At 68.7% G+C, this 22,330-nt stretch carries 15 protein-coding genes; 7 read left to right on the forward strand and 8 right to left on the reverse strand.

Going from position 1 to position 22,330, the window contains the following annotated elements; all coding sequences use genetic code 11:
- Positions 1-5: 5 nt before the first annotated feature.
- Complete coding sequence (locus D8670_RS14790; protein ID WP_121818896.1) at positions 6-950, reverse strand: hypothetical protein; 945 nt, start codon at positions 948-950, stop codon at positions 6-8.
- Between the two features lie 126 nt (positions 951-1,076).
- On the opposite strand from D8670_RS14790, the gene D8670_RS14795 reads away from it, so the two are divergent.
- Positions 1,077-3,827 (forward strand): AAA domain-containing protein, encoded by a 2,751-nt coding sequence (locus D8670_RS14795; RefSeq protein WP_121818897.1) that lies wholly within the window; start codon positions 1,077-1,079, stop codon positions 3,825-3,827.
- Here the strand turns inward: D8670_RS14795 and D8670_RS14800 are convergent, their stop codons facing one another.
- Positions 3,828-4,550: a YqjF family protein gene (locus D8670_RS14800; RefSeq protein ID WP_162994312.1), complete on the reverse strand. Its 723-nt coding sequence runs from the start codon at positions 4,548-4,550 to the stop codon at positions 3,828-3,830.
- Positions 4,551-4,604: 54 nt separating this feature from the next.
- Positions 4,605-7,361 carry an ATP-dependent helicase gene (locus D8670_RS14805; RefSeq protein WP_121818899.1) on the reverse strand — a complete coding sequence of 919 codons (2,757 nt, stop codon included), beginning with the start codon at positions 7,359-7,361 and terminating at the stop codon, positions 4,605-4,607.
- Between the two features lie 200 nt (positions 7,362-7,561).
- Between D8670_RS14805 and D8670_RS14810 the strand changes: the two genes are divergently transcribed.
- The 3 genes from D8670_RS14810 to D8670_RS14820 all read left to right on the forward strand — a co-directional run bounded on the left by D8670_RS14810 (position 7,562) and on the right by D8670_RS14820 (position 12,236).
- The gene (locus D8670_RS14810) at positions 7,562-8,296 is read left to right on the forward strand and encodes an MBL fold metallo-hydrolase (RefSeq protein WP_121818900.1); all 735 of its coding nucleotides are present in this window, start codon (positions 7,562-7,564) and stop codon (positions 8,294-8,296) included.
- Positions 8,297-8,430: 134 nt separating this feature from the next.
- Entirely contained in the window at positions 8,431-11,439 is a 3,009-nt protein-coding gene (locus tag D8670_RS14815; RefSeq protein WP_121818901.1) for an MMPL family transporter, read from the forward strand.
- Positions 11,439-12,236 (forward strand): TrmB family transcriptional regulator, encoded by a 798-nt coding sequence (locus tag D8670_RS14820; RefSeq protein WP_121818902.1) that lies wholly within the window; start codon positions 11,439-11,441, stop codon positions 12,234-12,236. The genes D8670_RS14815 and D8670_RS14820 overlap by 1 nt, the downstream gene beginning before the upstream one ends.
- Positions 12,237-12,260: 24 nt before the next feature.
- Here the strand turns inward: D8670_RS14820 and D8670_RS14825 are convergent, their stop codons facing one another.
- Complete coding sequence (locus tag D8670_RS14825) at positions 12,261-13,346, reverse strand: mRNA surveillance protein pelota (protein ID WP_121818903.1); 1,086 nt, start codon at positions 13,344-13,346, stop codon at positions 12,261-12,263.
- A 417-nt stretch (positions 13,347-13,763) separates the two neighbouring features.
- On the opposite strand from D8670_RS14825, the gene D8670_RS14830 reads away from it, so the two are divergent.
- A complete protein-coding gene (locus D8670_RS14830) occupies positions 13,764-14,840 on the forward strand; it encodes a cupredoxin domain-containing protein (protein ID WP_121818904.1) in 1,077 nt (358 codons plus the stop codon).
- Between the two features lie 55 nt (positions 14,841-14,895).
- Here D8670_RS14830 and D8670_RS14835 read toward each other — a convergent pair whose 3' ends face one another.
- From D8670_RS14835 to D8670_RS14845, 3 genes are all read right to left on the reverse strand, one after another.
- Complete coding sequence (locus tag D8670_RS14835; RefSeq protein WP_121818905.1) at positions 14,896-15,630, reverse strand: DUF4013 domain-containing protein; 735 nt, start codon at positions 15,628-15,630, stop codon at positions 14,896-14,898.
- Between the two features lie 22 nt (positions 15,631-15,652).
- On the reverse strand, positions 15,653-17,758 hold the full coding sequence (gene rqcH, locus D8670_RS14840) for a ribosome rescue protein RqcH (RefSeq protein WP_121818906.1): 2,106 nt from the start codon (positions 17,756-17,758) through the stop codon (positions 15,653-15,655).
- Between the two features lie 68 nt (positions 17,759-17,826).
- Positions 17,827-19,137 (reverse strand): S8 family peptidase, encoded by a 1,311-nt coding sequence (locus tag D8670_RS14845; protein WP_121818907.1) that lies wholly within the window; start codon positions 19,135-19,137, stop codon positions 17,827-17,829.
- A 188-nt stretch (positions 19,138-19,325) separates the two neighbouring features.
- Here D8670_RS14845 and D8670_RS14850 point away from each other — a divergent pair, with 188 nt between their 5' ends.
- The gene (locus D8670_RS14850) at positions 19,326-20,147 is read left to right on the forward strand and encodes a ZIP family metal transporter (protein WP_121818908.1); all 822 of its coding nucleotides are present in this window, start codon (positions 19,326-19,328) and stop codon (positions 20,145-20,147) included.
- Between the two features lie 131 nt (positions 20,148-20,278).
- Positions 20,279-20,587: a DdfA family disk-determining factor gene (locus D8670_RS14855; protein WP_121818909.1), complete on the forward strand. Its 309-nt coding sequence runs from the start codon at positions 20,279-20,281 to the stop codon at positions 20,585-20,587.
- A gap of 49 nt (positions 20,588-20,636) precedes the next feature.
- On the opposite strand, the gene D8670_RS14860 is transcribed toward D8670_RS14855, so the two are convergent.
- Complete coding sequence (locus D8670_RS14860) at positions 20,637-22,289, reverse strand: tRNA uridine(34) 5-carboxymethylaminomethyl modification radical SAM/GNAT enzyme Elp3 (protein WP_121818910.1); 1,653 nt, start codon at positions 22,287-22,289, stop codon at positions 20,637-20,639.
- Positions 22,290-22,330 lie beyond the last annotated feature (41 nt).

A 22,330-nucleotide genomic window follows, 5' to 3' on the forward strand; every position in this document is an offset into this window, starting at 1 on the left:
GACGCTTACGACCCCGTCCGGACGTCCGAGCGGAGGTCGTCGACCCCGTACACGCCGAGGCAGGCGGCGAACGCGACGGTGCCGAGCTTCCCGCCCGATCCCGGGAACCGCGCGGCGACGGCCGCGAACAGCACGCCGCAGAGGAGGCCGGCGGTCGCGGCGTGGACGACCGTCGGCAGGCGGCGGACGCTCGACATCCCGGCGAACGTGGCACAGAAGGCGGCCGCCGCCAGCGGTCCGCCCCGCGGGGCGGCGGGGAGCAAGAGGCCACCGGCGAGTCCCACCGCGCCCGACGACAGCACGACGCTGTAGCCGAGTCGGGCGTGCGCGAGGTAGGTCGCGACCGCCGCGAGGGTCGTGACGAGCAGCAGCGGCCAGCCGACGCGCCAGTCGGTCGCGACCTCGGGGTACCCCGCGCCGGTCGCCGCGACGGCCGCCGTGCACCCGACGAACGCGACGGTGCCGAGCTTGCCGCCGAACCCGCCGAACGCGTCGCCGGAGACGACGTACGCGACGCCCGCGACGACGGCCGCGAGCGCCAGTCCCCCGTAGCCGACGAGCGATTCCGAGGCCATCCCGACGAACGCGCCGCAGTACGCCGGCACGTCGTAGTCGGTGACGAAGGGGGCGACGATGCCGACCAGCGCCGCGGCGACGACCGGTCCGAGGCCCGCGTCGACGCTGAGGGGGTAGGTCACGAGCGCTCCGGCGACGACCGCGCCGGCGGTCAACGCGTCGCCGCGGCCGAACCCAGAACGGGTGCCCGTCCGGTACAGTCGGCCCCCCTCCGCGCGAACGACGCGGAGCTGGCCGAGCACAGCCAGGCCGGCGACGCCGCCGAGGGCGACCGGCGACGCGCCCGTCAGCGCGTCCACTGCCCCGACGGCGGTCAGTCCGACGGCGGCGGTTCCCAGCAGCGCCAGTCCGAGTGCGACGAGCGAACGCGACACGACCCGTCGTCAGGCCGGTCGGTCGGAAAAGGATTCCCTTCCGCACTCGTGCGGTTTTGCCGCTATCTCGGGCGGCGCTCGCCCCAACCGACAGCGTTTTTCGACCGCCGCGTCTGTATCGGTACTGTGAATATACGGGGGACCGCCGTCGGCGAGGCGGAGGTACGGACAGTCTCCACGCAGTACGGCGAGAGCGACCTCGCGGAGGTCGACCTGCGGCTCGAGGAGGGCGCCGACCCCGTGCCGGTGACGCTGTGGGGCAAGTGGACCGAGACGGCCGAACTCGTCGAACCGGGGATGGAGCTCCGCGTCACGGACGCCGAGGAGGACGACTACGACGGCGGCTACGCCACGACGGGCGACTCCTACGTCGTGCTCGAACCGGACTTCCTCGTGGACGTGACCGACGTCCGCTCGTGGGTGCAGTGCCCGCGGATGTACTACCTGAACAAGCTGTCGGGCATTCCGCTGGTCTACCCCGTCGTGAAGGGGACGATCGTCCACGAGGTGTTCGGCGACCTCCTGCGCGGCCGCGACCTCGACGAGTCCATCGCCGACCGCGTCGAGGAGGTCGGCCTCGAACTCGGCCTGCTCGGGAAGACCCGCGAGGAGGTCGCGGACGAGGTGCGACAGAACGCGATGGCGATCGAGGGATGGCTGAATCAGGGAGTCCTCACCGACGAGGAGAGGTCGGCCGCCGCCGACGAATCCTCGGAGCGGGCGTTCGCGCCCGCGGAGAGCGAGTGGCGCAGCGAGCAGACGCTCATCAGCCAGACGTTCGGCATCAAGGGCCGGGCCGACGCCATCCGGCGCGGCATGCCCGTGGAGCTGAAGACCGGGAAGAACACGAAGCGCGACCCGCGGTTCCACGACAAGATACAGGCGGCCTGCTACGCGCTCATCCTGCGGGAGCGTGGCGTCCCCACGGACACCGGCACTCTGCTGTACACGAAGAACTCCGCGCTCGACCGCTCGGAGGCGACCGGCGACCTCTCGCCGGCAAAGGAGTTCTCCGTCGGCGACGGCCTGCTGAAGTTCGTCGTCCGTACCCGCAACGAGATCGCGGCGATGGAGCACGACATGGACGTGCCGACGGGGTACGAGGCGGACGCCACCTGCGACTACTGCTTCGAGCAGGACACCTGCCAGGTGGTGTCGGGCCGCCTCGACCAGGAGTCGAAGGCCGGCCAGATCGGTCGGCCCATCCCGCAGGAGGAGCGCGACTACTTCGACCGCTTCTACCGGGCTATCGAGGAGGAGCGCCGGGAGACCCACCGCGAGTACGCGAAGCTGTGGGAGCAGACCGGCGCGGAGCGCGCGGACGACGACCGCGCGCTGATCAACCTCGAACCGACCGACCGCCGCCAGCTCGACGGGGGCCGGTGGGAGCTCCGCGCCGAGCGCACGGACGACGCGGTCTCGAAGATCCGCGAGGGCGACGTGGTGCTCGCCAGCGACGGCGACCCCGTCTCGGGGCACGCCGAACTCGCCCGCGTCGAGCGCCTCGACGAGGAGGTCGTCGTCACCGCGGACGAGCCGGTCGACCTGTGCCGGCTCGACGTTTACCCCTCGGAGCTCTCCGCAGACAGGATGCTCACGGCGCTGCACGACGGGCTGCTGAAGGGGAGCGAGCGCCGGAAGGACGTGCTGTTCGACCGCGCCGAACCCGAGTTCCGCGACGTGAGCGAGACGTTCATCGACAACAACGCGGCGCAGGACGAGGCCGTGACGAAGTCGGTCGCCGCGGAGGACTTCGCGCTGGTCCACGGGCCGCCGGGGACGGGGAAGACCTACACCATCGCCCGGACGATCCGGGCGCTCGTCGAGCGCGGCGACCGCGTCCTGCTGTCGGCGTTCACAAACCGCGCGGTTGACAACGCGCTGGAGGCGGTGCGGGACCAGTGGTTCGAAGACGGCGTCGGTCCGGAGGACCGACGAGACGGAGGCGGTGCGACCGCCGACGTCCTCCGGGTCGGGACGAAGTCCGGCGTCCGCGAGGACATGCAGGACGTGCGCCTCGAACAGCGCGGCGACCCGGGCGAGCGCGTCCGCGAGCTCCGCGAGGCTCCCGTGGTCGCCGCCACCACGGCGACCTGCGGGTCCCGGGTGATGCGCGAGCAGTCGTTCGACGTGGCCGTCGTCGACGAGGCGGCCCAGCTCACCGAGCCGGAGACGCTCGCCGCGATCAACCTCGCCGACCGGTTCGTGCTCGTCGGCGACCACGAGCAACTGCCGCCCGTCGTCCGCGCCGAGAACGACCTCACGGAGTCGCTGTTCGAGCGCCTCATCGACGAGCACCCGGACGCGGGCGTGATGCTCGACCGCCAGTACCGCATGGCACAGCGCATTCAGGCGTACGCCTCCCGGGAGTTCTACGACGGCGAACTCCGGCCCGCGACCGGAGAAGTGGCCGCCCAGCGTCTCGCGGACCTCCCGGACGTGGACGTGAACGCGCTCCCAGACCACCTTCGGGACCCCGTCACCATGATCGACGTGCCCGGCGACGGGTCGCGCCACACAGACGCCGTCGAGGCGGACCGCGTCGCAGAGACGGTCGAGGCGTTCGCCGCGGCGGGGGTCGACCGCGGCGACGTCGGCGTCATCGCGCCGTTCCGCGCGCAGGTCGCCGAGATCTCCCGGCGGGTCCCGGACGCGGTCACCGTCGACACGGTCGACCGGTTTCAGGGCTCCTCGAAGGAGGTCATCGTCGTCTCCTTCGTCGCCAGCGGCGACCTCGACAGCCCGATCTTCGAGGACTACCGCCGCGTCAACGTTGCGCTGACCCGGGCGAAGCGGGCGCTCGTGCTCGTCGGCGACGCCGACGCGCTCGCGACCGACGACGTGTACGCCCGCATGGTCGAGTGGGCCCGCGCGTAGTCAGATCCTGACCGGCTCCTGTCGCGGCTCCGCTTCGATCCTGCGTCGCCCGACGTCGCCGAGCGTCACCTCCCGGGCGGGCGCGACGTGACAGCGCGGCTCCGCCGCGGGGCGGCCGATGTCGCTCGCGGCGAACAGCGTGTTCTCGTCTATCGTCACCGACGCCGTCCGGAGCGTCCACGGGTCGTGGTCGACGACCCCTGTGTAGACGGCGTCTCGCCCGGGGAGGTAGAACCGGTAGCGATCGATGGCGAACTCCGCCAGCGTCCCCGAGCGGACGGGTTCCGGCGGCCCGTCGGGCCCGTAGGTGGCGCGAAATGCTGCGTCAGCCTCGCCCGCGTGGATCCGCTCGCTCTCGAAACGGACCTCCGCGCCACGCCTGCTGACGGACGCGTCCGCGAGGAAGTACGGGACGCCGAGCGCGCGGCGACCGGCGGTGACCGCCAGGCGCTCGTCGGCGTCCATGCTGAGGAAGTAGACGCCCGGCTCCCCGTCTATCGTGACGTACGTGCGGAGGTTGACCTGCGGGAACGTGAGACCCAACGGGGCGAACCGCGGCCGCACGTCGCCCATCGTGAGCGCGACGACGCCCAGCCACGCCTGGCCGTCGTAGGTGTCGAGCGAGGCGCCCTCGGGCAGTCGCGCGCGGAGGCGGTCCGGCGCGAGCGGGTAGTGTGCGAACAGGAGGTCGCGCCACTCCATGGACAGCAGCGACGGTCCCATACCGTCACAAGGGCCGCGAGGCATTTAGAGGTCGGTCGGGTGCGGCCGGACCGCTCACTCGTCGCCGGCGAGGACGCTCGTCGTGTCGACCTCCTCGCCGATGGCGTCGACGACGCGCTCGTGGAACGCCTGCAGGGCGGCGCTCTCGTCGTCCGCGAGGACCACGTCGCTGGCCATCAGCGTCGCGAGGCCGAACGCGCGCGGCGACGGCGACGCGACCGACCGCTCGGCGACCGTCACGTCGCCCGCGGAGATCGCCGCGACGACCTCCTCGATGCCGGCGACGTTCAGCTTGTCCTCCAGTATCTCGCGGTAGGTCTCCTCGATGACGGCGAAGTCGTCGAGGTCCTCCGCGAAGCCGAGCAGCATCTCGCTGGAGACCTGCTGCTCCTGGGCGGACTTCTCGTACCCCTTGTACCGCTTCAGGATCATCAGCGAGCGCGTCGCGTTGATCCGGAAGTACCGCTGGAGCAACTCGGTGTCCTCGATGCTCTCGCGCAGGAGCGAGCGCACGTCGTCGGCCTTCAGGTCCCGCAGGATGCCCGCCACGTTCACCTTCCGGTTGAGCGGCATCGAGAGCGTGAACCCGTTGTCCGCGACGGCGACCGAGACGTTGGCGTTCGCCTCCTGCGCGCACCGGTAGGCGAGGACCCGCGAGAGGCCGTCGTTGAACCGCCGGCCGTAGTTCGAGTGGACGTAGTAGTGGCGCTCGTACTCGTCGCGGTCTTTCTCCTCCTCGATCGCGATGCGCTCGTCCGTGCTGACGCTCTCGCGCCCGGCGTAGCGGGTCTGCTGATCGAACATCCGAGCGACGGCCCGCACGCTGTCGTCGTCCAGCGGGTACTCCCGGAGCCAGCGCCGCACGGCGGGCGCGCCACCCGCCTCCAGGCGCTCGACGAGTTCGCCCTGGAACGCCAGGATCTCCTTGCCGAGGTCGTACGACAGTGGCAGGCGCTCGGAGAACCACGAGGGGACGGTCGGGCGCGCGCTCGTCCGGTCGACGTACACCTTCGACCCGCGGCGATAGCTGAACTGGAAGTTCTGGCCGCCGAGGACGAACACGTCGCCTTTCTCCAGCGTGTCGAGGTAGTTCTCGTCCAGGTTGCCGACCCACTCGTTGCTCCCGCGGGTGTACACGTCGCAGGTGAACGAGTCCGGGATGGTGCCGATGTTCGTCATGTAGATGACGCGGGCGAGGCGGCCGCGCTTGCCGATCAGCGGCTCGCCTACCGGGAAGTCGTCGTAGTGGTGCTCGCCGTCCGGCGGGTCGTTCTCGTCGCGCCACACCTTCGCGTAGACGTTCTTGTCCTCCAGCCCCTCGTAGTCGGCCGTGAGATAGCGCATGAGCTGTTCCCACCGGTCGTCGCCGTAGTTCCGATAGGGGTACGCCCGCCGGAGGACGCCGCGGAGTTCGTCCTCGGGCATCACCTCGTTGATCGCCATCCCGTAGACGTGCTGGGCGGCCACGTCCTGTGCGTTCTCCGGGATCGAGACGCTGTCGACGAACCCCTCCTCGGCCTTCTTCAGCATGACCGCGCACTCGACGAGTTCGTCGCGGTCGAGCGCGACGACCCGCCCGGTCACGGTCTGGCCGACGCGGTGGCCGGCGCGACCGATCCGCTGGAGCAGGGCGGCGACACTCTTCGGCGAGCCGACCTGCACCACCATGTCGACGTGGGGCATGTCGATGCCGAGTTCGAGGCTGGTCGAGGAGGTGACCACGTCGAGGCTCCCGTCTTTCAGCCGCTGTTCGATGTCCTGGCGGGCCTCCTTCGAGAGGCTCCCGTGGTGACAGCCGGAGTTCCCCTCGTCGTAGGCGTCGTATCGCTCCCGGAGGTTCTGGAGGACGCGCTCCGCCCCCGACCGCGTGTTCGTGAACACGAGCGTGTTCGTGTTCGCCTGCACCAAGTCGTGCAGTTCGTCGTAGAACCGGCCCTGCACCACCTCCCGCGGCGTGTTGATGAGGTCGTCCGTGGGGCAGTGGAGTTCGATGTCGAACTCCCGGGCGAAGCGGGCGTCGACGATCTCGTAGTCGCGGTGATCGCCGCCGGGGTCGCCCTGGCCGACGAGGAACTCCGCGACGTCCGAGAGCGGTTCGATCGTCGCGGAACAGCCGATGCGGGTCGGCGACGTGTTCGCGATCCGTTCGAGGCGTTCGAGGCTGACCGAGAGGTGCGTCCCGCGCTTGCCGTCGGCGATCGAGTGTATCTCGTCGACGACGACGTACTCGACGGTGCGGAGCTTCTCGCGGAACTTCGGCGAGTTGAGGAGGATGGCGAGCGTCTCCGGCGTCGTGTTGAGGATGTGCGGCGTCTCCGTCAGCATCTTCTGGCGGTCGCTGTCGCTGGTGTCGCCGTGCCGGATGGCGTGGCGCACCTCGCCGACCGACTCGTCGCGGCGCTCCATGATCTCGGTGATCCCGTCAAGCGGCACCTCCAGGTTCCGGTGGATGTCGTTGGCCAGCGACTTCAGCGGCGAGACGTAGAGGCAGTAGACGGAGTTCTCCAGCCCCGCCGTCTTCTCGCGTCGGAACAGCTCGTTGATTATCGACGTGAACGACGCGAGCGTCTTGCCGCTGCCCGTCGGCGCGGCGATGAGCGCGTTCGTCCCCTCGTGGACGAGGGGGATCGCGCCCTCCTGCGGCGGCGTGAAGAAGCCGTCGTTCTCGGGGACGAACTCGCCGAACTCCTCGACCCACCACTCCCGCACCGCGGGCTCCAGCAGTTCGAGAACGTCCCCGTCCGTGATCGTCGCGTCGGCGGGGTCGAACGGCAGATCGCTCTCGTCGACCGGCACCCCGTTCTCGTCCATCAGGGGTTACTTGGTCCCGTCAGGCAAGAGGGTTTGGACGGCGGAGTGAAAGTGAAACGGCGCGGCGACGGACGAGGTCGGCCCTCCGGCGCGATCGCGGCGGACGGCGCTCGCCGGACGACGCTCCGGGTCGGTCGGACGAGACACCCCGTCGGCCGGACGACGCAACCCTTTTCGCCCGTCTGGCCGCAGGTACGGGCATGCACGTGACCTTTCTCGGAACCGGGAGCGCGATGCCGACCGGCGAGCGGGCCCAGACCGGCATCCTCCTGGAGGACGGCGACCGGCGGCTGCTGGTCGACTGCGGGAGCGGCGTCCTCAACCGCCTCGCGCGGACCGATGCCGGGTACGAGGGCGTCTCCACGGTGCTCCTCACGCACCACCACCTCGACCACGTCGCCGACCTACTCCCGCTGCTGAAGGCGCGCTGGCTGGCCGGCGAGGAGCATCTCGAGGTGGTCGGCCCGACCGGGACGAAGGCGCTTGTCGACGACATGCTCGACGTTCACGACTACCTCAAGGGGAAGGTCGACCTGCAGGTGCGTGAGATCGGAGCGCAGGAGTTCACCGTCGCCGGGTTCGACGTCGAGGGTTACGAGACCCGTCACTCGATGCCGTGTCTCGCCTACCGGTTCGGCGACGCGTTCGTCTTCAGCGGGGACTCCGAGGCGTTCGAGGGGCTGGCGAACTTCGCCGACGGCGCTGCGGTGCTCGCCCACGACTGCTCGTTCCCCGACGACGTGGACGTGTCGAACCACCCGACGCCAACCCAGCTCGGCGAGGCGCTCGCCGGCGCGGAGATCGGCCGCGTCTACCTCACGCACTTCTACCCGCACGCGGAGGGACACCACGAGGAGATGATCAATGCCGTCCGCGAGGGGTACGACGGCGACGTGCGGATCGCGTCGGACCTGACGACCCTTCGGATAGAGTAGACGAACGGATAATTCTCCGTCATCGGTGGCCGAAACCATCACCCTTAAGTCCAGCATGCTGTTAGTAGAGCTATAACAACAGAACTGTCGTATGAGAGAAACAACGATTCAGTCGACGACGGAGGTGTCGCGTCGTGAGCGTTACTGACCGCCTCACCGCGGCGATCACGGGCCACACGAAGTCCCTGATCGCGGTGATGCTCGTTCTCACGGTGATCGTGGGTAGCGGCGCCGGGATGGTCGAACAGTCGTCCTCGCTGGACCAGTTCGAGACCGGGTCGGTCGAGGAGGAGAAGCAGGACTACGTCGAGGAGAACTTCACGTCCGGACGCGAGAACACGACGACGGTACAGGTGATCGTCCGGAACGAGAGCGGCAACGTCCTCTCGAAGGCGTCGCTGCTGCGTTCGCTTCGCCTCCAGGAGTCCTTCCGGGAGAACGAGTCGATAAACGCCTCCCTCGCCGAGGAGAACCCCATCGTCGGCGTCTCGAACTACGTCGCCGCGTTCGGGATGCTCCAGGAGGAACGGCGGGAGTTCGAGTCGATGAACGAGAGCCTCCGGGAGGACTACGCGGCCCTGCAGGCACGGCAAGAGGCGCTGAACGAGACGTCCGACCGCCTGCAGCGCGGGCTCGGTCGGGTCGAACAGGACCCCGACGCCGACCCGCAGGCGGTGTTCGAACAGGTGCGAAGTGACGCGCCGGCGAACCTCTCCGACGACGACGCGGCGACGTTCGAGCGGGCGGCCGAGATGGTCCGCGACGCCGAGTCCGAACGGGAGCGGCGGGCGGCGTACGCCCTCGCGACCTACGCCGAACCGGGCAACGAGAGCGTCCTCAGCGAGGAGTACGCGGCGCTGCAGGAGCGCTCCGCGGAACTCGAAGACAGACAGGAGGAGGTTCAGGCGCAGGGCGAAGAGCTCCGCGACCTGAATCAGGCGATCCAGTCCGGCGATCTGCCGCCGCTCGACGAGCAGACGAGCCAGCTGGAGGAGATGAACGCCTCGGAGGTCGAGTCGGTGGTCGAGACGCTCCTCTCCGACGGTGAGGGCGGTGGTGACGGCCCGCTCGGCTTCATGTCGGCGAGCTACGATCCGGGGTCGACGACCGCCGACGCCCGGCTGATGGTCGTGTTCCAGTCGACCGATTCGGCCGCCGCGGCGCCCGGAGCCGTCTCCGAGGACCTGACGAACTCGCAGCTACATATCCAGGATCAGGCCGGGGCGGCGGCCGGCGACGAGGAGTACATCGTCTTCGGCTTCGGCATCATCAGCGAGGAGACCGATCAGTCGATGAGCGACAGCCTGGCCATCGTCGGCCCGCTGGCGCTGCTTTTCGTCCTCGTGACGCTGCTCGTCGCCTACCGCGACCTGCTCGACATCGTCCTCGGGTTCGTCGGCATCTTCACCGTGCTGATCTGGACGTTCGGCTTCATGGGCTGGTTCGACATCACCTTCAACCAGATCATGATCGCGGTGCCCGTCCTGCTCATCGGGCTCTCCATCGACTACGCGATCCACATCTTCATGCGCCACCGCGAGCAGCGCCAGGAGAACGTCGCCGTCGAGGGCGAGAGCGTCCGCGGGTCGATGCGGGCCGCGCTCGCCGGCGTCGGCATCGCCCTGGTGTGGGTGACCGCGACGACCGTCATCGGGTTCCTGTCGAACCTCACCAGCCCCCTCGGTCCGATCCAGGACTTCGGGATCGTGAGCTCCTTCGGCATCGCCGTCGCCCTGCTCGTGTTCGGGGCGTTCATCCCCGCGCTGAAGGTGGAACTCGACGGCTTCCTCGAGCGCCGCGGCTTCGACCGGAAGAAGCGAGCGTTCGGTACCGGCGGCGGCCGCTTCAGCCAGGTCCTCGCCGTCGGGTCGTCCGCCGCGAAGGTCGCTCCCGTCGTCGTCATCGCGCTGGCGCTCGCGGTCAGCGTCGCCGGCGCGTACGGCGCGACGCAGGTCGACACCAGCTTCTCGAACGAGGACTTCATCGCGGACGACCCGCCGGACTACATGTACGACCTGCCGGAGCCGTTCCGGCCCGGCGAGTACTCCGTGAAGCAGAACCTGGAGTACATCAACGACAACTTCCAGCGGGAGGACCAGACCGCCAACCTGTTGGTGGAAGGCGACGTCACCGACCCGGAGACGCTCGAACGCGTCGACCGCGCGGAGGAGAGCGTGAAGGAGAACGAGGTGGCGTTCGTCACCTCCGGCGGCAACCCGGCTGTGACGAGCCCCAACACCGTCATCAGCGACGTGGCCGCCCAGAACGACACGATGGCGGCGGTCGTGAACCGGACCGACGCCGACGGCGACGGGCTCCCCGACGAGAACCTGACCGCCGTGTACGACACGCTGTACGAGGTGGCGCCGGAGCAAGCGTCGACCGTGATCTACCGCGACGGCGGCGAGTACCGGGCTGTGCAGATAGAGGTCTCGGTCAGGGGCGGTCTCACCACGGCGGAGACCACCGACCGGATGCGCACGGCCGCGGCCGCTGTCGACGACGACGGCGAGAGCGACGCCTGGACCGCGACCGCGACCGGGAGCCCCATCATCAACGAGATCGTGCAGGAACAGCTGCTGAACACCGTCATCGAGAGCCTGATCATCACGCTCATCGCGGTGTTCGGGTTCCTGATGGTCGCCTACCGGATCACCGAGGGCAGCGCGACGCTCGGCGTCGTGACGCTGCTGCCGGTCGCGCTGTCCGTCTCGTGGATCCTCGGCACGATGTACCTGATCGGGATGCCCTTCAACGTCCTGACGGGGATGATCACCAGCCTGACGATCGGGCTGGGGGTCGCCTACAGCATCCACCTGAGCGAGCGGTTCAACCTCGAACTCGACCGCTCCGGATCGGTGTGGGAGGCGATGGACAGGAGCGTCACGGGGACCGGCGGGGCGCTGCTCGGCAGCGCCGCGACGACCGTCGGCGGGTTCGGCGTGCTCTCGCTCGCCATCTTCCCGGCGCTCCAGCAGTTCGGCGTCATCACCGGGCTGACGATCATCTACGCGTTCGTCGCGAGCGTCGTCGTCCTGCCGAGCCTGCTCGTCGTGTGGCTGCGCTATCTCGCGCCCGACGGGGTCGGCGCCGAGGAGCGGGACGCCGACGCGACGGTGCAAGCCGACGGTGGTGAGAACTGATGGACGAGAGCGACGCCGTCGAGTCGCTCGAACGCCTCGGCCTCACCGGCTACGAGGCGAAGGTGTTCATCGCGCTGCAGAAACTCGGCGCGGGCACGGCCCGCGAGGTCCACCGCGTCGCCGAGGTCCCGCGCTCGCAGGTGTACAGCGCAGCCGAGAGCCTGGAGCAGCGCGGGCTCGTCGAGGTACAGCAGTCGAACCCGATGCGGTACCGCCCCGTCAGCATCGACGCGGCCCGTTCGACGCTGCGCGATCGCTTCGAGCGGGAACAGGAGCAGGCGTTCGACTACGTCGAGACCGTCCGCGAGCAACACAGCGACGGCGGCGAGGAGCAGGAGGACATCTGGACGATCCGCGGCCGCGACCAGGTCGAGGACCGGATCGTCGAACTGATCGGCGACGCCGAGGAGTCGGTCGTCTTCGGCACCCCCCACGCCGACCTGCTCACCGACGACATCGCGGCGGCGCTGCGCGACCGGGCCGCCGACGGGATCCCGACGACGGTCGTCAGCGTCGACGACGAGGTCCGCGGCGCGTTCGCCGGCGACGAGAACGTCGTCGTCACCACGCCGCCGGCGATGTTCGAGAAAGACGGGTCGAGCACGGGTCGGATCGTCCGCGTCGACGGCGACGGCGTCCTCCTCTCCGTGCTCGGCGAAGGTGAGATCCCCGGCATCGACAGCGAGACGGCGTTCTGGAGCGTCGGCACGAACTTCGCGTCGGTCCTCATCGAGCTGATGGAAAACAGCGTCGGGTCGCTCGAGCGGTCCTGTGCGGAGACGCTCACGGACCGGTAACCGGCGCGTTCGCCCCCTGCCGGTCTACTCCATCCGGTAGCGCAGCAGCGCCGCGATGCCGCCGAGGTTGGCGAGCTGATCCCCCGGCGCGAAGTCCGAGGAGAAGACCGTGACGTCGCCGCCCTGCTGTTCGACGTTCGTCACGATCTCGTTCACGTCGACGTCCCACTCCCGGCCCTCCTCGTCCTCGCTCACCGCGCCGCGCTCCTTCCTGAGGCGCTCGTCGAGGACGAGTAGCGTCTCCACCGCGCCGAAGTCCGCCGCCTTCGCGACCTCCACGGGGCCGTACGCGGCCTTCGCGCCCTCGCCGATTCGGCGGGTGAGCTCGTCGATGAGCTCCGCCTCCTCGGCGATGCGGGTCTCCTGTTGCACGTCCTCGACCGCGCCGCGCTTGAGCACCTCGTGGACGCCGCGGTCGCCGACGGCGCTGGTGTCGACGGTCGTGATCTTCTCGGCCAGTTCGGGGGCCTCGTCCTCGATGAAGTCGAGGGCGTCCTGCTTCGTGAAACCGGGGCCGGCGAGGATGATCGCGTCGACGTCCATGCGGCCGAGCGCCGCGGTGACTTCGCCGAACAGCTCGTCGCGGGAGCGGGCGTACTCGCCCTTCCCGGTCGTGCCCGTGAACGACCCGTACTCGTCGGTGCCGTACTGGGCGACGGTGTGGATGTGAGCCTCGCCCTCCTCGACGGTCGCGATGGCGACGTCCGGCGCGTCGGTCGCCTCAGCGGCCTCCTCCAGTCGCTCCATCTGGTCCGGCTTGAACCGCTTCGTGACGGTGATCTCGTCGCGCTCCTCCACGTTGATCGTGTGGTGGAAACCGAGCTGGTCCTCGCGGGAGGCGTCGACGATCTCGCCGCCGACCCGGAGCCGGTTGGCGAACTTGGCGAACTCGACCGTGTCGACGTCGATGGTGACGTGCATGTGCTCGCGCTGGCCGCCCGTGTCGCGCATCTTGTCGTCGTCGCGCTGAATCCGCCGTGTCGTGTCGCCCGCGACGAGGTCGCCGGGCTCCAGCACGTACTGCAGGTGCCAGAGGTCGTCGAGGCTCTCGGGGACCAGGGAGACCCGCTCCTTGCCCTCCTCGGCGGGGCTCCGGCTCTGTATCTTCATGTCCTCACCTCCGGCCTACCCGGATAAGTGCCCTGCCATTCCGCGCGGGCGGTTCCGTCCGGGGTCGCTCCGACCGTCCGCGGAATAGCGTGGACTTTCCCGCCGGCCGCGCGTTCGCGCTCCGGTTAGCGCCCCGTTTCCTGTAATCCGCGTTTCACCAATTCGCCCCGCTTTCGGCAGTGCCCCGTCTCAGAAACGAAACTCACCGCCGCTCTGGACTTCATCGATCGAAGCGAACTGTGGCGACTTCGCGTCCGAAACAGCCCTATACTCCGGCGAAATTCATGATTGTCACGTCACCCGATCACACCGGCCCGGGGGCAAGTCGCCCCCCGTCGCCGCCGCCCGCTAACCACGAATTTCATGCGAATAGTTAGCACATACCTATTCATGTGAACGTTCTAAGGAATCGACGCAATGTCCCGCGACGACAGCGGCGACCGGCGGCGTATCGGCAGCGTAAACAGGCGGAAGATGCTGATGGCGCTCGGCGGCGGGGCTGCCATCGGGCTCGCGGGCCAGGGGATGGTCGGTGCGCAGGACGACGGCGAGGGCGACGGCGGAGGCGGCGGACCGGTCGCGGAACGGTGCGACCCGTGCATCGACGCGTACTCGGGCTACCTGCTGCCCGCACCGATGGAGGCTGGCCCCGGAGCCGACGCGGAAACGGCAGACGGCGGGAACGTCACCGAGAACCAGACGACAACGAATCAGACCGCCGAGAACCAGACCGGGGCCGACAACGAGACGGACACGAACGGGCAGATGCAAGAGGTCCCGTTCGACGTCGCGCAGACGGTCGACCTCCGGGTGACCGACGCGGACGTGGTGTTCGTCGAAGAGGAGGGGGAGCAACCGGGCGGGCCGATGGGCAACCAGACGGAGGGGAACCAGACCGTCCCCAACGAGACCGCGAACGGGAACGAGACTCCGGCCGGCAACGAAACCGTCGACGACGGGCCGGGCGGCGGCAACGAAACCGCGGGCAACGAGACGGCGGGCGAAGGGCCAGAGGGGCCGCTCGCCGGCCCCGGCGGCTTCCCCGACTTCTACTTCGATCCGGTCGGCGTCAGCCTCCAGTCGGGGGACGTCGTCGAGTTCGTCACCGTGGAGGACTTCCACACCGTCACCGCGTACCACCCGCGGTTCTTCGGCGTGCAACAGCGCGTTCCCGAGGGCGTCCCGGGCTTCACGTCCCCGCCCTTCGTGGAGAACGACGCCTGGTACTACCGGTTCGACGAACCGGGCGTGTACGACCTCCAGTGCCTCCCGCACGAGACCCTGGGGATGGTGATGCGTGTCGTCGTCGACGACGGGAGCGGCGAGGCACCGGAAGCGCCGGCCGCCCCCGGCGAGGGCGAGATGGGGCCGTCGGAGATCGCCCAGACGGTCCTCGACGCCCCGGAGCTCGAGCCGGGGAACGTCCTCGATCAGGGTACGGTCGCCTGGGAGGACCTGACGGGCGTCGAGTCAGAACCGCCGTTCGGTCCGTAGGCATCCGTCGCCGCGGTTTTTTTCGCGCGGTACCGTGTTCGAGGCCGGCGGTCGGTCACAGCGGCCCGCCGTCCCTGCCGACCGCCCGCGCGTAGGCGAGACCGACGTACCGCGCGGCGACGAGGTGGAAGTAGAACGCGGCGAAGACGGCGATAACGCCGCCCAGACTGTGGCTCCGGAGCGCGCTGAGCGTGAGCCCCCAGCCGAGCACGCCCGCGACGAACGCCGCCATCCAGGCGGCGAAGTAGGCGCCGCTGGAGAGCAGCGGCTTGACCCGGCGCGGGTCGAGGCTCGCGACCGGGCTTCCGCCGCGCGCGACATTGAGCAGGGCCGCCGGGAACACGTACGCGACGGCGAGCGCGAGAAACAGCGTCATCGTCGACCCGACGAGGAGAGCGGTCCGCTGACCGGTGCCGGCGTCGGGACCGATCCCCGATCCGAGCACTCCCTGCACCGTCACCAGCAGTATGAGCAGAGGCAGACCGAGGTAGACGGCCGCCACGGCCCAGGCACGGAGACCGCTCCGGAAAAGGTCACCTGGACTCCCGAACTCAGGCACCGACTCGTCACCGCGCACCGTGGCGTCGCCGACCCTGAGCAGGTAGCCGAACAACGCCGTCGCGGGGACTGCGGCGAGCGCCGCCGCGACGAGCGTGGGCCACGTCGGGTAGAGGCTGGCGGCGACGCGAAGCAGGAGCAGCGTCGCGATCCCGAGGACGCCGCCGACGGCGAACGTGTCCGCCGTCCGGTCGCCGCGGAACGGGAACTTGAGGGCGTCTTCGGCCATCATCGGGCCTCACCTCCGTCCGCCATCAGTCCTCCTTGATCCGGCTACCGCCCGGCGGCAGGAAGTGCTGGATGCGGTCGGGGCTCGCCACCTTCCGGACGAAGGAGGTGTCGGCGAAACGCTCCCGGAACTCGCGGTAGAGCTTCTTGCCGACGTCGGCCTGGGCGTACTGGCCGGGTTCGACCTCGACGTGCGTCTCGGCCTGGTCGCGGACGGCCGACGGCGGGCCGCCGACGACGCGGGTGGACGGCTCGCAGGTGATGCCGACGGCGACGCCGGCGGCCACGTCCCGGAAGTACGTCCGGTCGCCGCGGATGGCGAAGCCGCCCTTCTCCAGGAACTCGCCGCTCTCGGGCGTCTTGCTCACCTGGTCAGGGGTCACCATGTACGCGTCGCCGGCGAAGCGGCCGTCCTTCCACACCGAGGAGTACGACACCGCGAACTGCGCCGCCTCCTCCTTGCTCCGCTGAGGGATGTCGACGTCCTTCGCCGCCTCCGACGGGTCCGTCGCCTTGAGGACCGTGACCGGACCGCCGTGGGCCTGCGCGTGGAAGAACAGGTCGCCGGGTTCGAGGTACTTCTTGACGAGTTCCTCGTTCTGGTCGGCGTCGCGCCCGCCGATCACGAGGAAGTCGTCGCTCGTGTAGAACCAGCGGAACCGCTCGAACCACTGTTCGGACCGGCGGACCGGGATCGACGGACGGGAGAGCCAGTCGACGTCTTCCGTCTCCCCGTCCTCGTCATCGTCGTTCCCGCTTTCGGGACCGTCCTCTTCCCACTGGCGCTTGCGCTCTTTCACCTCCTCCAGTTCCTCGCGGGTGTCCTCGATGGCCGCCAGCGCGCCCTCCTTTTTCTCCTCGACGCGCTTGGCCTCGGTGTAGAGGCGGTCGGCGTTGTGCTCGACGCCCTCGCTCGCGTCGAGTTCGACGTCCGTGCCGTCGAGCCGAACCGTCACGGTCCCCTCGTCGCCGTTCACGCCGACGACGGCCTCCGCAGCCTCGATGCCGCGCTCGGCGCCCTCCTCGAAGCGCTCCTCGATCTCGTCCCACGGCGTGTCCCGCTCGCGGGCGTCCTGGATCGTCGAGAGCACGTCGTCGACCAGCTCGTAGCGCTCGTACAGCAGTTCCGCGCGCTCGCGCTCCTGCTCGGCCTGCCGCTCGAACCCCTCGATGGCCTGCTCCTGCTGCTCGATGATGCGCTCTTTCTTCTCGATCTCGCCCGCGAAGTCCGGCGAGTCGTCGGTGACCGCGTCGTCCTCGTCGTCGGAGCGGTCGAGCTCGTGGAAGTACTCGTCCAGCGCGGCGTTGAACGTGTCGTAGGACTCGCTCTCCAGGTCCTCGTGCTCCGAAAGCGGGAACGGCGTCACGTCGACGTACCGGTCGCCCTCGACGTAGATCCGGGGGTCGAGTTCGGCGTTCTCCATCTCGTCGCGGAGGCGCTCTAGCGCGTCGAACACGACCTCGTACTGCTCCTCGGTGGCGTCGGCGATGTCGGTCGCCTTCTCGACGCCGGCGCGGGTGCAGACCTCCTCCGCGTAGAGGCCGCCGAGGTTCAGCTGGGTCGCCAGCGTCCGCACGATGTCGGTGTCGGAGTCGTCCATCAGCGCCGCGAACCCCTCGTAGTCGACGTCGAGGGGGTTCACGCGCGTGTCCGGGAACTCGTACTGCGACCCCGGCGCCACGGTGCGGGACTTCAGCCGGACGGTGTCCAGCGAGTCAACCACCTCGTCGTTGCCGTCGAGGACGGCGATGTTGCCCGGGCCGAACAGCTCCGCGATGATCGTCGTGTCCTCGTCCTCGCGTTCGAAGTGGAACTGGAGGATCCGGTCGAACTCGAACTGCTCCACGCCCGCGAAGTCGGCCCCCGACAGGCGGTTCCGGAGCATCATCGCGAAGTTCGGCGGCCGCCCCGGCGCGTCCGGGACGTTCTCGGGGGCCGCCACGTGCGCGCGTTTCACGTCGCCGACTTCCACCAACAGCTCCACCCGCCCGCGGTCGAAGTCGCGCATCTTGAGCCGCAGGAAATCGTCGCCGTAGAGGTAGGCCTTGTCGAGTTTGGCCCCCTCGTAACTGCCGAGTTCGCCGACGAGCGCCGCGAGGTCGACGCTCGTCAGTTCCCGCTTCTGGTCCATACGGGATCGGTCTGCTCGCCGGCAGAAAGGCGTGTCGCTACGCCTCGCTGGCGGTCGCCGGCGCGGATCTACAGTTCGTCGAGCGAGTTCGCAGCGTTGATCCTGCCCGCGCCGAGGTCCGGGTCGCTCTGGCCGTCCACCAGTTCCGCCCCATCCTTGATCGCCTGCTCCACCTGATTCGCGTTCAGGCCCGAGTCCGCGGCGCGGATCAGACCCGCGAGGCCTGTCACCTGCGGCGCGGCCATCGACGTGCCGGCGAAGTAGGCGTAGTAGTCGCCATCGTACAGTTCGGGCGGCACCGACGACAGCACGAGATTCGTGGGGAACGGCCACTCGGTATCGTCCGCGAGCGTCTTCTCCAGCGTCTCGTACCCGCCGCCCGGCGCGCCGACGTCTATCTCGTTGGTGCCGTAGTTCGAGTAGAACACCCGCTCGTCGTTCGGGCCGGTCGCGCTGACGCTCATCGCCCCGGCGACGCTGTTCGGGACGGTGAAGTACCCGCCCTGCTGCAGGTTCGCGTCGGAGTTGCCGGCGCTGACGACCACGAGCGTCCCCCGGCGGACGGCGTCCTGTGCCACGCGCTGGTAGGCGACCTTGATGCCGGTGGCGTTGGTCTCCGGCGGCAGCGGCGGCGTCCCGATGCTGAGGTTCGCGGCGTCGGCGTCGAGCGACGCCGCGTGGTCGATGGCCGTGAGGATGTCGGCGGTAGTGGTGGTGAGTTCCTGATCGCCGTCACCGTCTACGTCGTCGTAGTAGAACACGCGAAGCGACACCAGCTCCGCGTCCGGTGCGGTGCCGACGATGCCCGTAGTTCCCTCGTCCGAGGCCGCTGCGATACCGGCGACGTGAGTGCCGTGCCCGTGGACGTCTTCCGCGTCACTCGTTACTTCACCGTATCTGAACAGTCGACTCACTTCTGCGTTGACATTATCTTTGAGATCGGGGTGATCGAAGTCGATCCCGGTGTCGATGATAGCCAGACGTGTTCCTTCGCCCGCTGTCGTTTCGTGCGCTTCCGCCACATCGGTGACTTGCTTGTCCCACTGCAGCGGATAGCGATCTTCGTCAGTGGTGGTATCAGCTTGTTCCACGCGTTCAGGGCCCTCGAACTCGAACCGAACGTCGCGGGCCACTTCGCTCACGCCCTCGACCGCGTCGAGGTCGTCTCGGTCGTCTTCTGACCCGACCACGACGTACACCGATCCGTCTGCGAGTTCCTGCCGTACCGCGAAGCCGGCGTCTTCGATCCCCCGACGTACGTCTCCGTCCGCGACGACGAGGAACGTCGCGTCGTCTTGCGCGCCGACGAGGCCGGTGAACGCGAGCGATAGGCCGCTGGCGGCGATTCCCTTGATGAAGTCTCGTCTTTGAATTGTCATGGTAGTCAGCCTCTCCCGCGAGAGACAGGCGGGGGTGCCACGTCACGAATAAAAATATTAATTATTAGAGTTAGTCATCTAACATTCTCTCCCTGTGAGTCGAAATTGGTTCGGCCTGTAGAGCGGCGGAGAGGACTCCAAACGCCGTGCCGTTGCCCTTTTTATCTGTGGCTATCGTTGCCGCACTCATGTCGACGCTCGGCGAAGTGGTCGTGGTCGCGGTTCTGGCCGGGAGCGCGACCGGTATCGGCGCGTTGCCCGTCCTCGTCACGTCCCGGATCAGCCACAAAATGTACGACTCGGCGCTCGGGTTCGCGGCGGGGATCATGTTCGGCGCGGCGGTGTTCACGCTCGTCATCCCCGGCCTCGAGATCGGGTCGATGTCGGAGGTGCTCGCCGGGCTGGGCATCGGGGGGCTGTTCCTGCTCGCCGCGAACCGCCTCGTGCCCCACATCCACCTGCTGTTCGACCGGGAGCGTGGGGAGGGCCGGGGGACGGACGCGACGCCGATGGACGCGGAGGCGGTCGTCGACGTCCCGAAAGACCCCGACGTGGACGACAAGATACGGAAGGCGATCCTCGTCGGGAGCGCGATCACCATCCACAACATCCCGGAGGGGCTGGCGGTCGGCATCGCGTTCGCGAGCGGACAGGAGGGCATCGGCTTCGCCATCGCAAGCGCCATCGCCGTCCAGAACGTCCCCGACGGCTTCGCGATGGCGGTGCCGGCCAACCAAGCCGGGGTCTCGAAGCTCAAGACGGTGTTCTACACGACGCTGTCGGGCGGGATCCCGGAACCGATCGCGGCGATCGTCGGCTTCCTGCTCGTCGAGTTCGTCGTGGACGCCTTCCCGCTCGCGGCGGGCGTCGCCGCGGGCGCGATGATGGCCGTGATCTTCCGCGAGATGATCCCCGAGAGCCACGCCCACGGCTACGCCGACGCGGCGACGCTCACCTTCATCGCCGGGTTCGCCGTGATGACGTTCATCGACACGACGTTCACGGTGTGATCGCTCTGCCGACCGACCTATCATTTTCACACGTTAACATTTGCCATAATTCTTAACTGTTTTCGCAGCCGACTAGACGACGGGGCCGGCGGACAGGGGATCGCGGATCCGTAAGGAAACTACTCCGACACATGACAGACGCCAATGCCGAAGACACGCTCACCGGGCAGAACGTCCACATCGTCCGTCACGACTGGGGAGAGGACGACTCTCTCAGCGCGACGGTGGTCACCGCGGTCGCCGCGGTTCGCGACCTGGAACCGACGTCGGTCGACGCGCTCAACGAGACCGTCGATCCCGACGCGCTCAACGCGCTCTTCGCCGATTCGTACGGCGGAAACAGCAGGGACGGGGCGACGCTCTCGTTCCGACTGAACGGCTGCGACGTGACCGTCCACGGCGACGGCCGCGTCGTCGTTCGGGCGCCCGACGAGGAGTAGGCTCTCGTCGCCGGCGGTCTCGGCCCGCACCTCCGGCCGCTCACGTGGGCTACAGCCGCTTGCTCACGTACGGGCCGTCCTGGTAGTAGCCGAGCTTCTCCCGGTAGTACTCCCGGGCGCCGATGCCGCTGATTACGCTCACCTTCCCGTAGCCGGCGTCGGCGGCGAGTTCCTCGGCCTTCCGGAGGAGCTTCCGCCCGTACCCCTTGTGCTGCCAGTCGTAGCTCTCGTCGCCGACCTCTACCATCGGGCCGTACACGTGGAGTTCTCGGACGAGCGCGGCGTCTCGCAGTTCCGCGCGCTGGGGGTCGCCCGGGAACCGCAGGCGACAGAAGCCGATCAGCAGGTCCTTCTCCGGGTCCTCGTAGCTGATGAAGTGCTCCGTGCCGCCCGCGGCCTCGTAGGTCGTGACGTCGAGTTCCACGTCGCCGGGCGCCTCGTCGTTCATGCCGACCTCGCGACAGCGGATGCAGTCGCAGGTCCATCCGTGCTCGTCCATCTTCTGTCTGGCGAGCTGGCGGAGGTTGGACTTCCAGACCCCGGCGTCGATGAAGTCCGCGGGGATGTCCCGCTGGACGCGCTGGAGGCGCGTGTACTTCGGGATCATCGACTTGATCTCGGCGACGAGTTCGGCTGCCTCCTCGTTTGTGAGCGGGTCGTAGTCGCCCTCGTGCCACATGTCGTAGGTCTGCGTGCCGCGGACGACGAGGGTGGGGTAGATCTTCAGGTAGTCGGGCTTCCACTTCTCGTCCTCGAAGAGGCGGCGGAAGTCCTCCAGGCACATCTCCTTGGTCATGCCCGGCTGACCCGGCATCATGTGGAACCCGACCTTGAACGCGGCGTCGCGGAGGCGTCGGTTCGCGTCGATGGAGGCCTGCGCGCCGTGACCGCGGTGCATCTCGCGGTTGATCCGCTCGAAGGTCGTCTGAACGCCCACCTCGACTTTCGTCCCGCCGAGGCGGAGCATCCGGTCTATCTGCTCCTGGTCGCACCAGTCCGGCTTCGTCTCGAACGTCGTCCCGATGTTGCGGACGTCCGCGGTCTCGTTGCGGGCGATGACGTCCTCGACGTACTCGAAGTCGTACTCCTCGGGCGCTTGCGCGAAGCTCTCGCCCTCCGCGGGTTCGGGCTGCTTGTCGACGTCGTACTCGTTCATCGCCTGCAGGGCGCGCTTCACGAACCACTCCTGGTAGTCGTGGCTCCGGGCGGTCATCGTCCCGCCCATCAGGATGAGCTCGACCTTGTCGACGGGATGGCCGATCTCCCGGAGCTGCTCCAGGCGGAGGCGGACCTGCCCGTACGGGTCGTAGTCGTTCTGCACGCCGCGGGCGGCGGCGGGCTCGTTGCCCGTGTAGCTCTGGGAACTGGAGAACTCCGAGTCGGGACCGCCCGGGCAGTACAGGCACTTCCCGTGCGGGCAGTTGTGCGGGCTGGTCATGATGGCGACCGGCGAGACGCCCGACGCCGTCCGCACCGGCTTTCGCTGCAGCACCGATTCGAGCTCCTCGCGGCGCTCCTGCGGCGCGTAGTCGAGGATCTCGGAGTTCTTCGGCACCTTCGGGGAGGAGTACTCCGAGCAGACCTCCAGCTTCGCCGACTCCACGTCGTCGCGCTCCAGATCGCCCGCGAGGATGCGGTCGACGAGCTCCTCGCAGACCCGCTTGAACGCCTCGGACTCCGTGGCGTCCGACTCGATACTCATTACTGAGTTTTCGCGGCGTCTCGGGGTTAAGCGTGTCGCTC

Origin of the sequence: Halostella limicola (assembly GCF_003675875.1) — an archaeon.
GTDB lineage: Archaea > Halobacteriota > Halobacteria > Halobacteriales > Natronoarchaeaceae > Halostella > Halostella limicola.

Bases quoted from the DNA above. Each gene is read 5' to 3' on its own strand.
- D8670_RS14830 (WP_121818904.1), top strand. From the start codon at position 13,764: ATGTCCCGCGACGACAGCGGCGACCGGCGGCGTATCGGCAGCGTAAAC.
- D8670_RS14850 (WP_121818908.1), top strand. From the start codon at position 19,326: ATGTCGACGCTCGGCGAAGTGGTCGTGGTCGCGGTTCTGGCCGGGAGC.
- D8670_RS14845 (WP_121818907.1), bottom strand. From the start codon at position 19,137: ATGACAATTCAAAGACGAGACTTCATCAAGGGAATCGCCGCCAGCGGC.
- D8670_RS14810 (WP_121818900.1), top strand. From the start codon at position 7,562: ATGCACGTGACCTTTCTCGGAACCGGGAGCGCGATGCCGACCGGCGAG.
- D8670_RS14825 (WP_121818903.1), bottom strand. From the start codon at position 13,346: ATGAAGATACAGAGCCGGAGCCCCGCCGAGGAGGGCAAGGAGCGGGTC.
- D8670_RS14820 (WP_121818902.1), top strand. From the start codon at position 11,439: ATGGACGAGAGCGACGCCGTCGAGTCGCTCGAACGCCTCGGCCTCACC.
- D8670_RS14800 (WP_162994312.1), bottom strand. From the start codon at position 4,550: ATGGGACCGTCGCTGCTGTCCATGGAGTGGCGCGACCTCCTGTTCGCA.
- D8670_RS14860 (WP_121818910.1), bottom strand. From the start codon at position 22,289: ATGAGTATCGAGTCGGACGCCACGGAGTCCGAGGCGTTCAAGCGGGTC.
- D8670_RS14805 (WP_121818899.1), bottom strand. From the start codon at position 7,361: ATGGACGAGAACGGGGTGCCGGTCGACGAGAGCGATCTGCCGTTCGAC.
- D8670_RS14855 (WP_121818909.1), top strand. From the start codon at position 20,279: ATGACAGACGCCAATGCCGAAGACACGCTCACCGGGCAGAACGTCCAC.
- D8670_RS14835 (WP_121818905.1), bottom strand. From the start codon at position 15,630: ATGATGGCCGAAGACGCCCTCAAGTTCCCGTTCCGCGGCGACCGGACG.
- rqcH (WP_121818906.1), bottom strand. From the start codon at position 17,758: ATGGACCAGAAGCGGGAACTGACGAGCGTCGACCTCGCGGCGCTCGTC.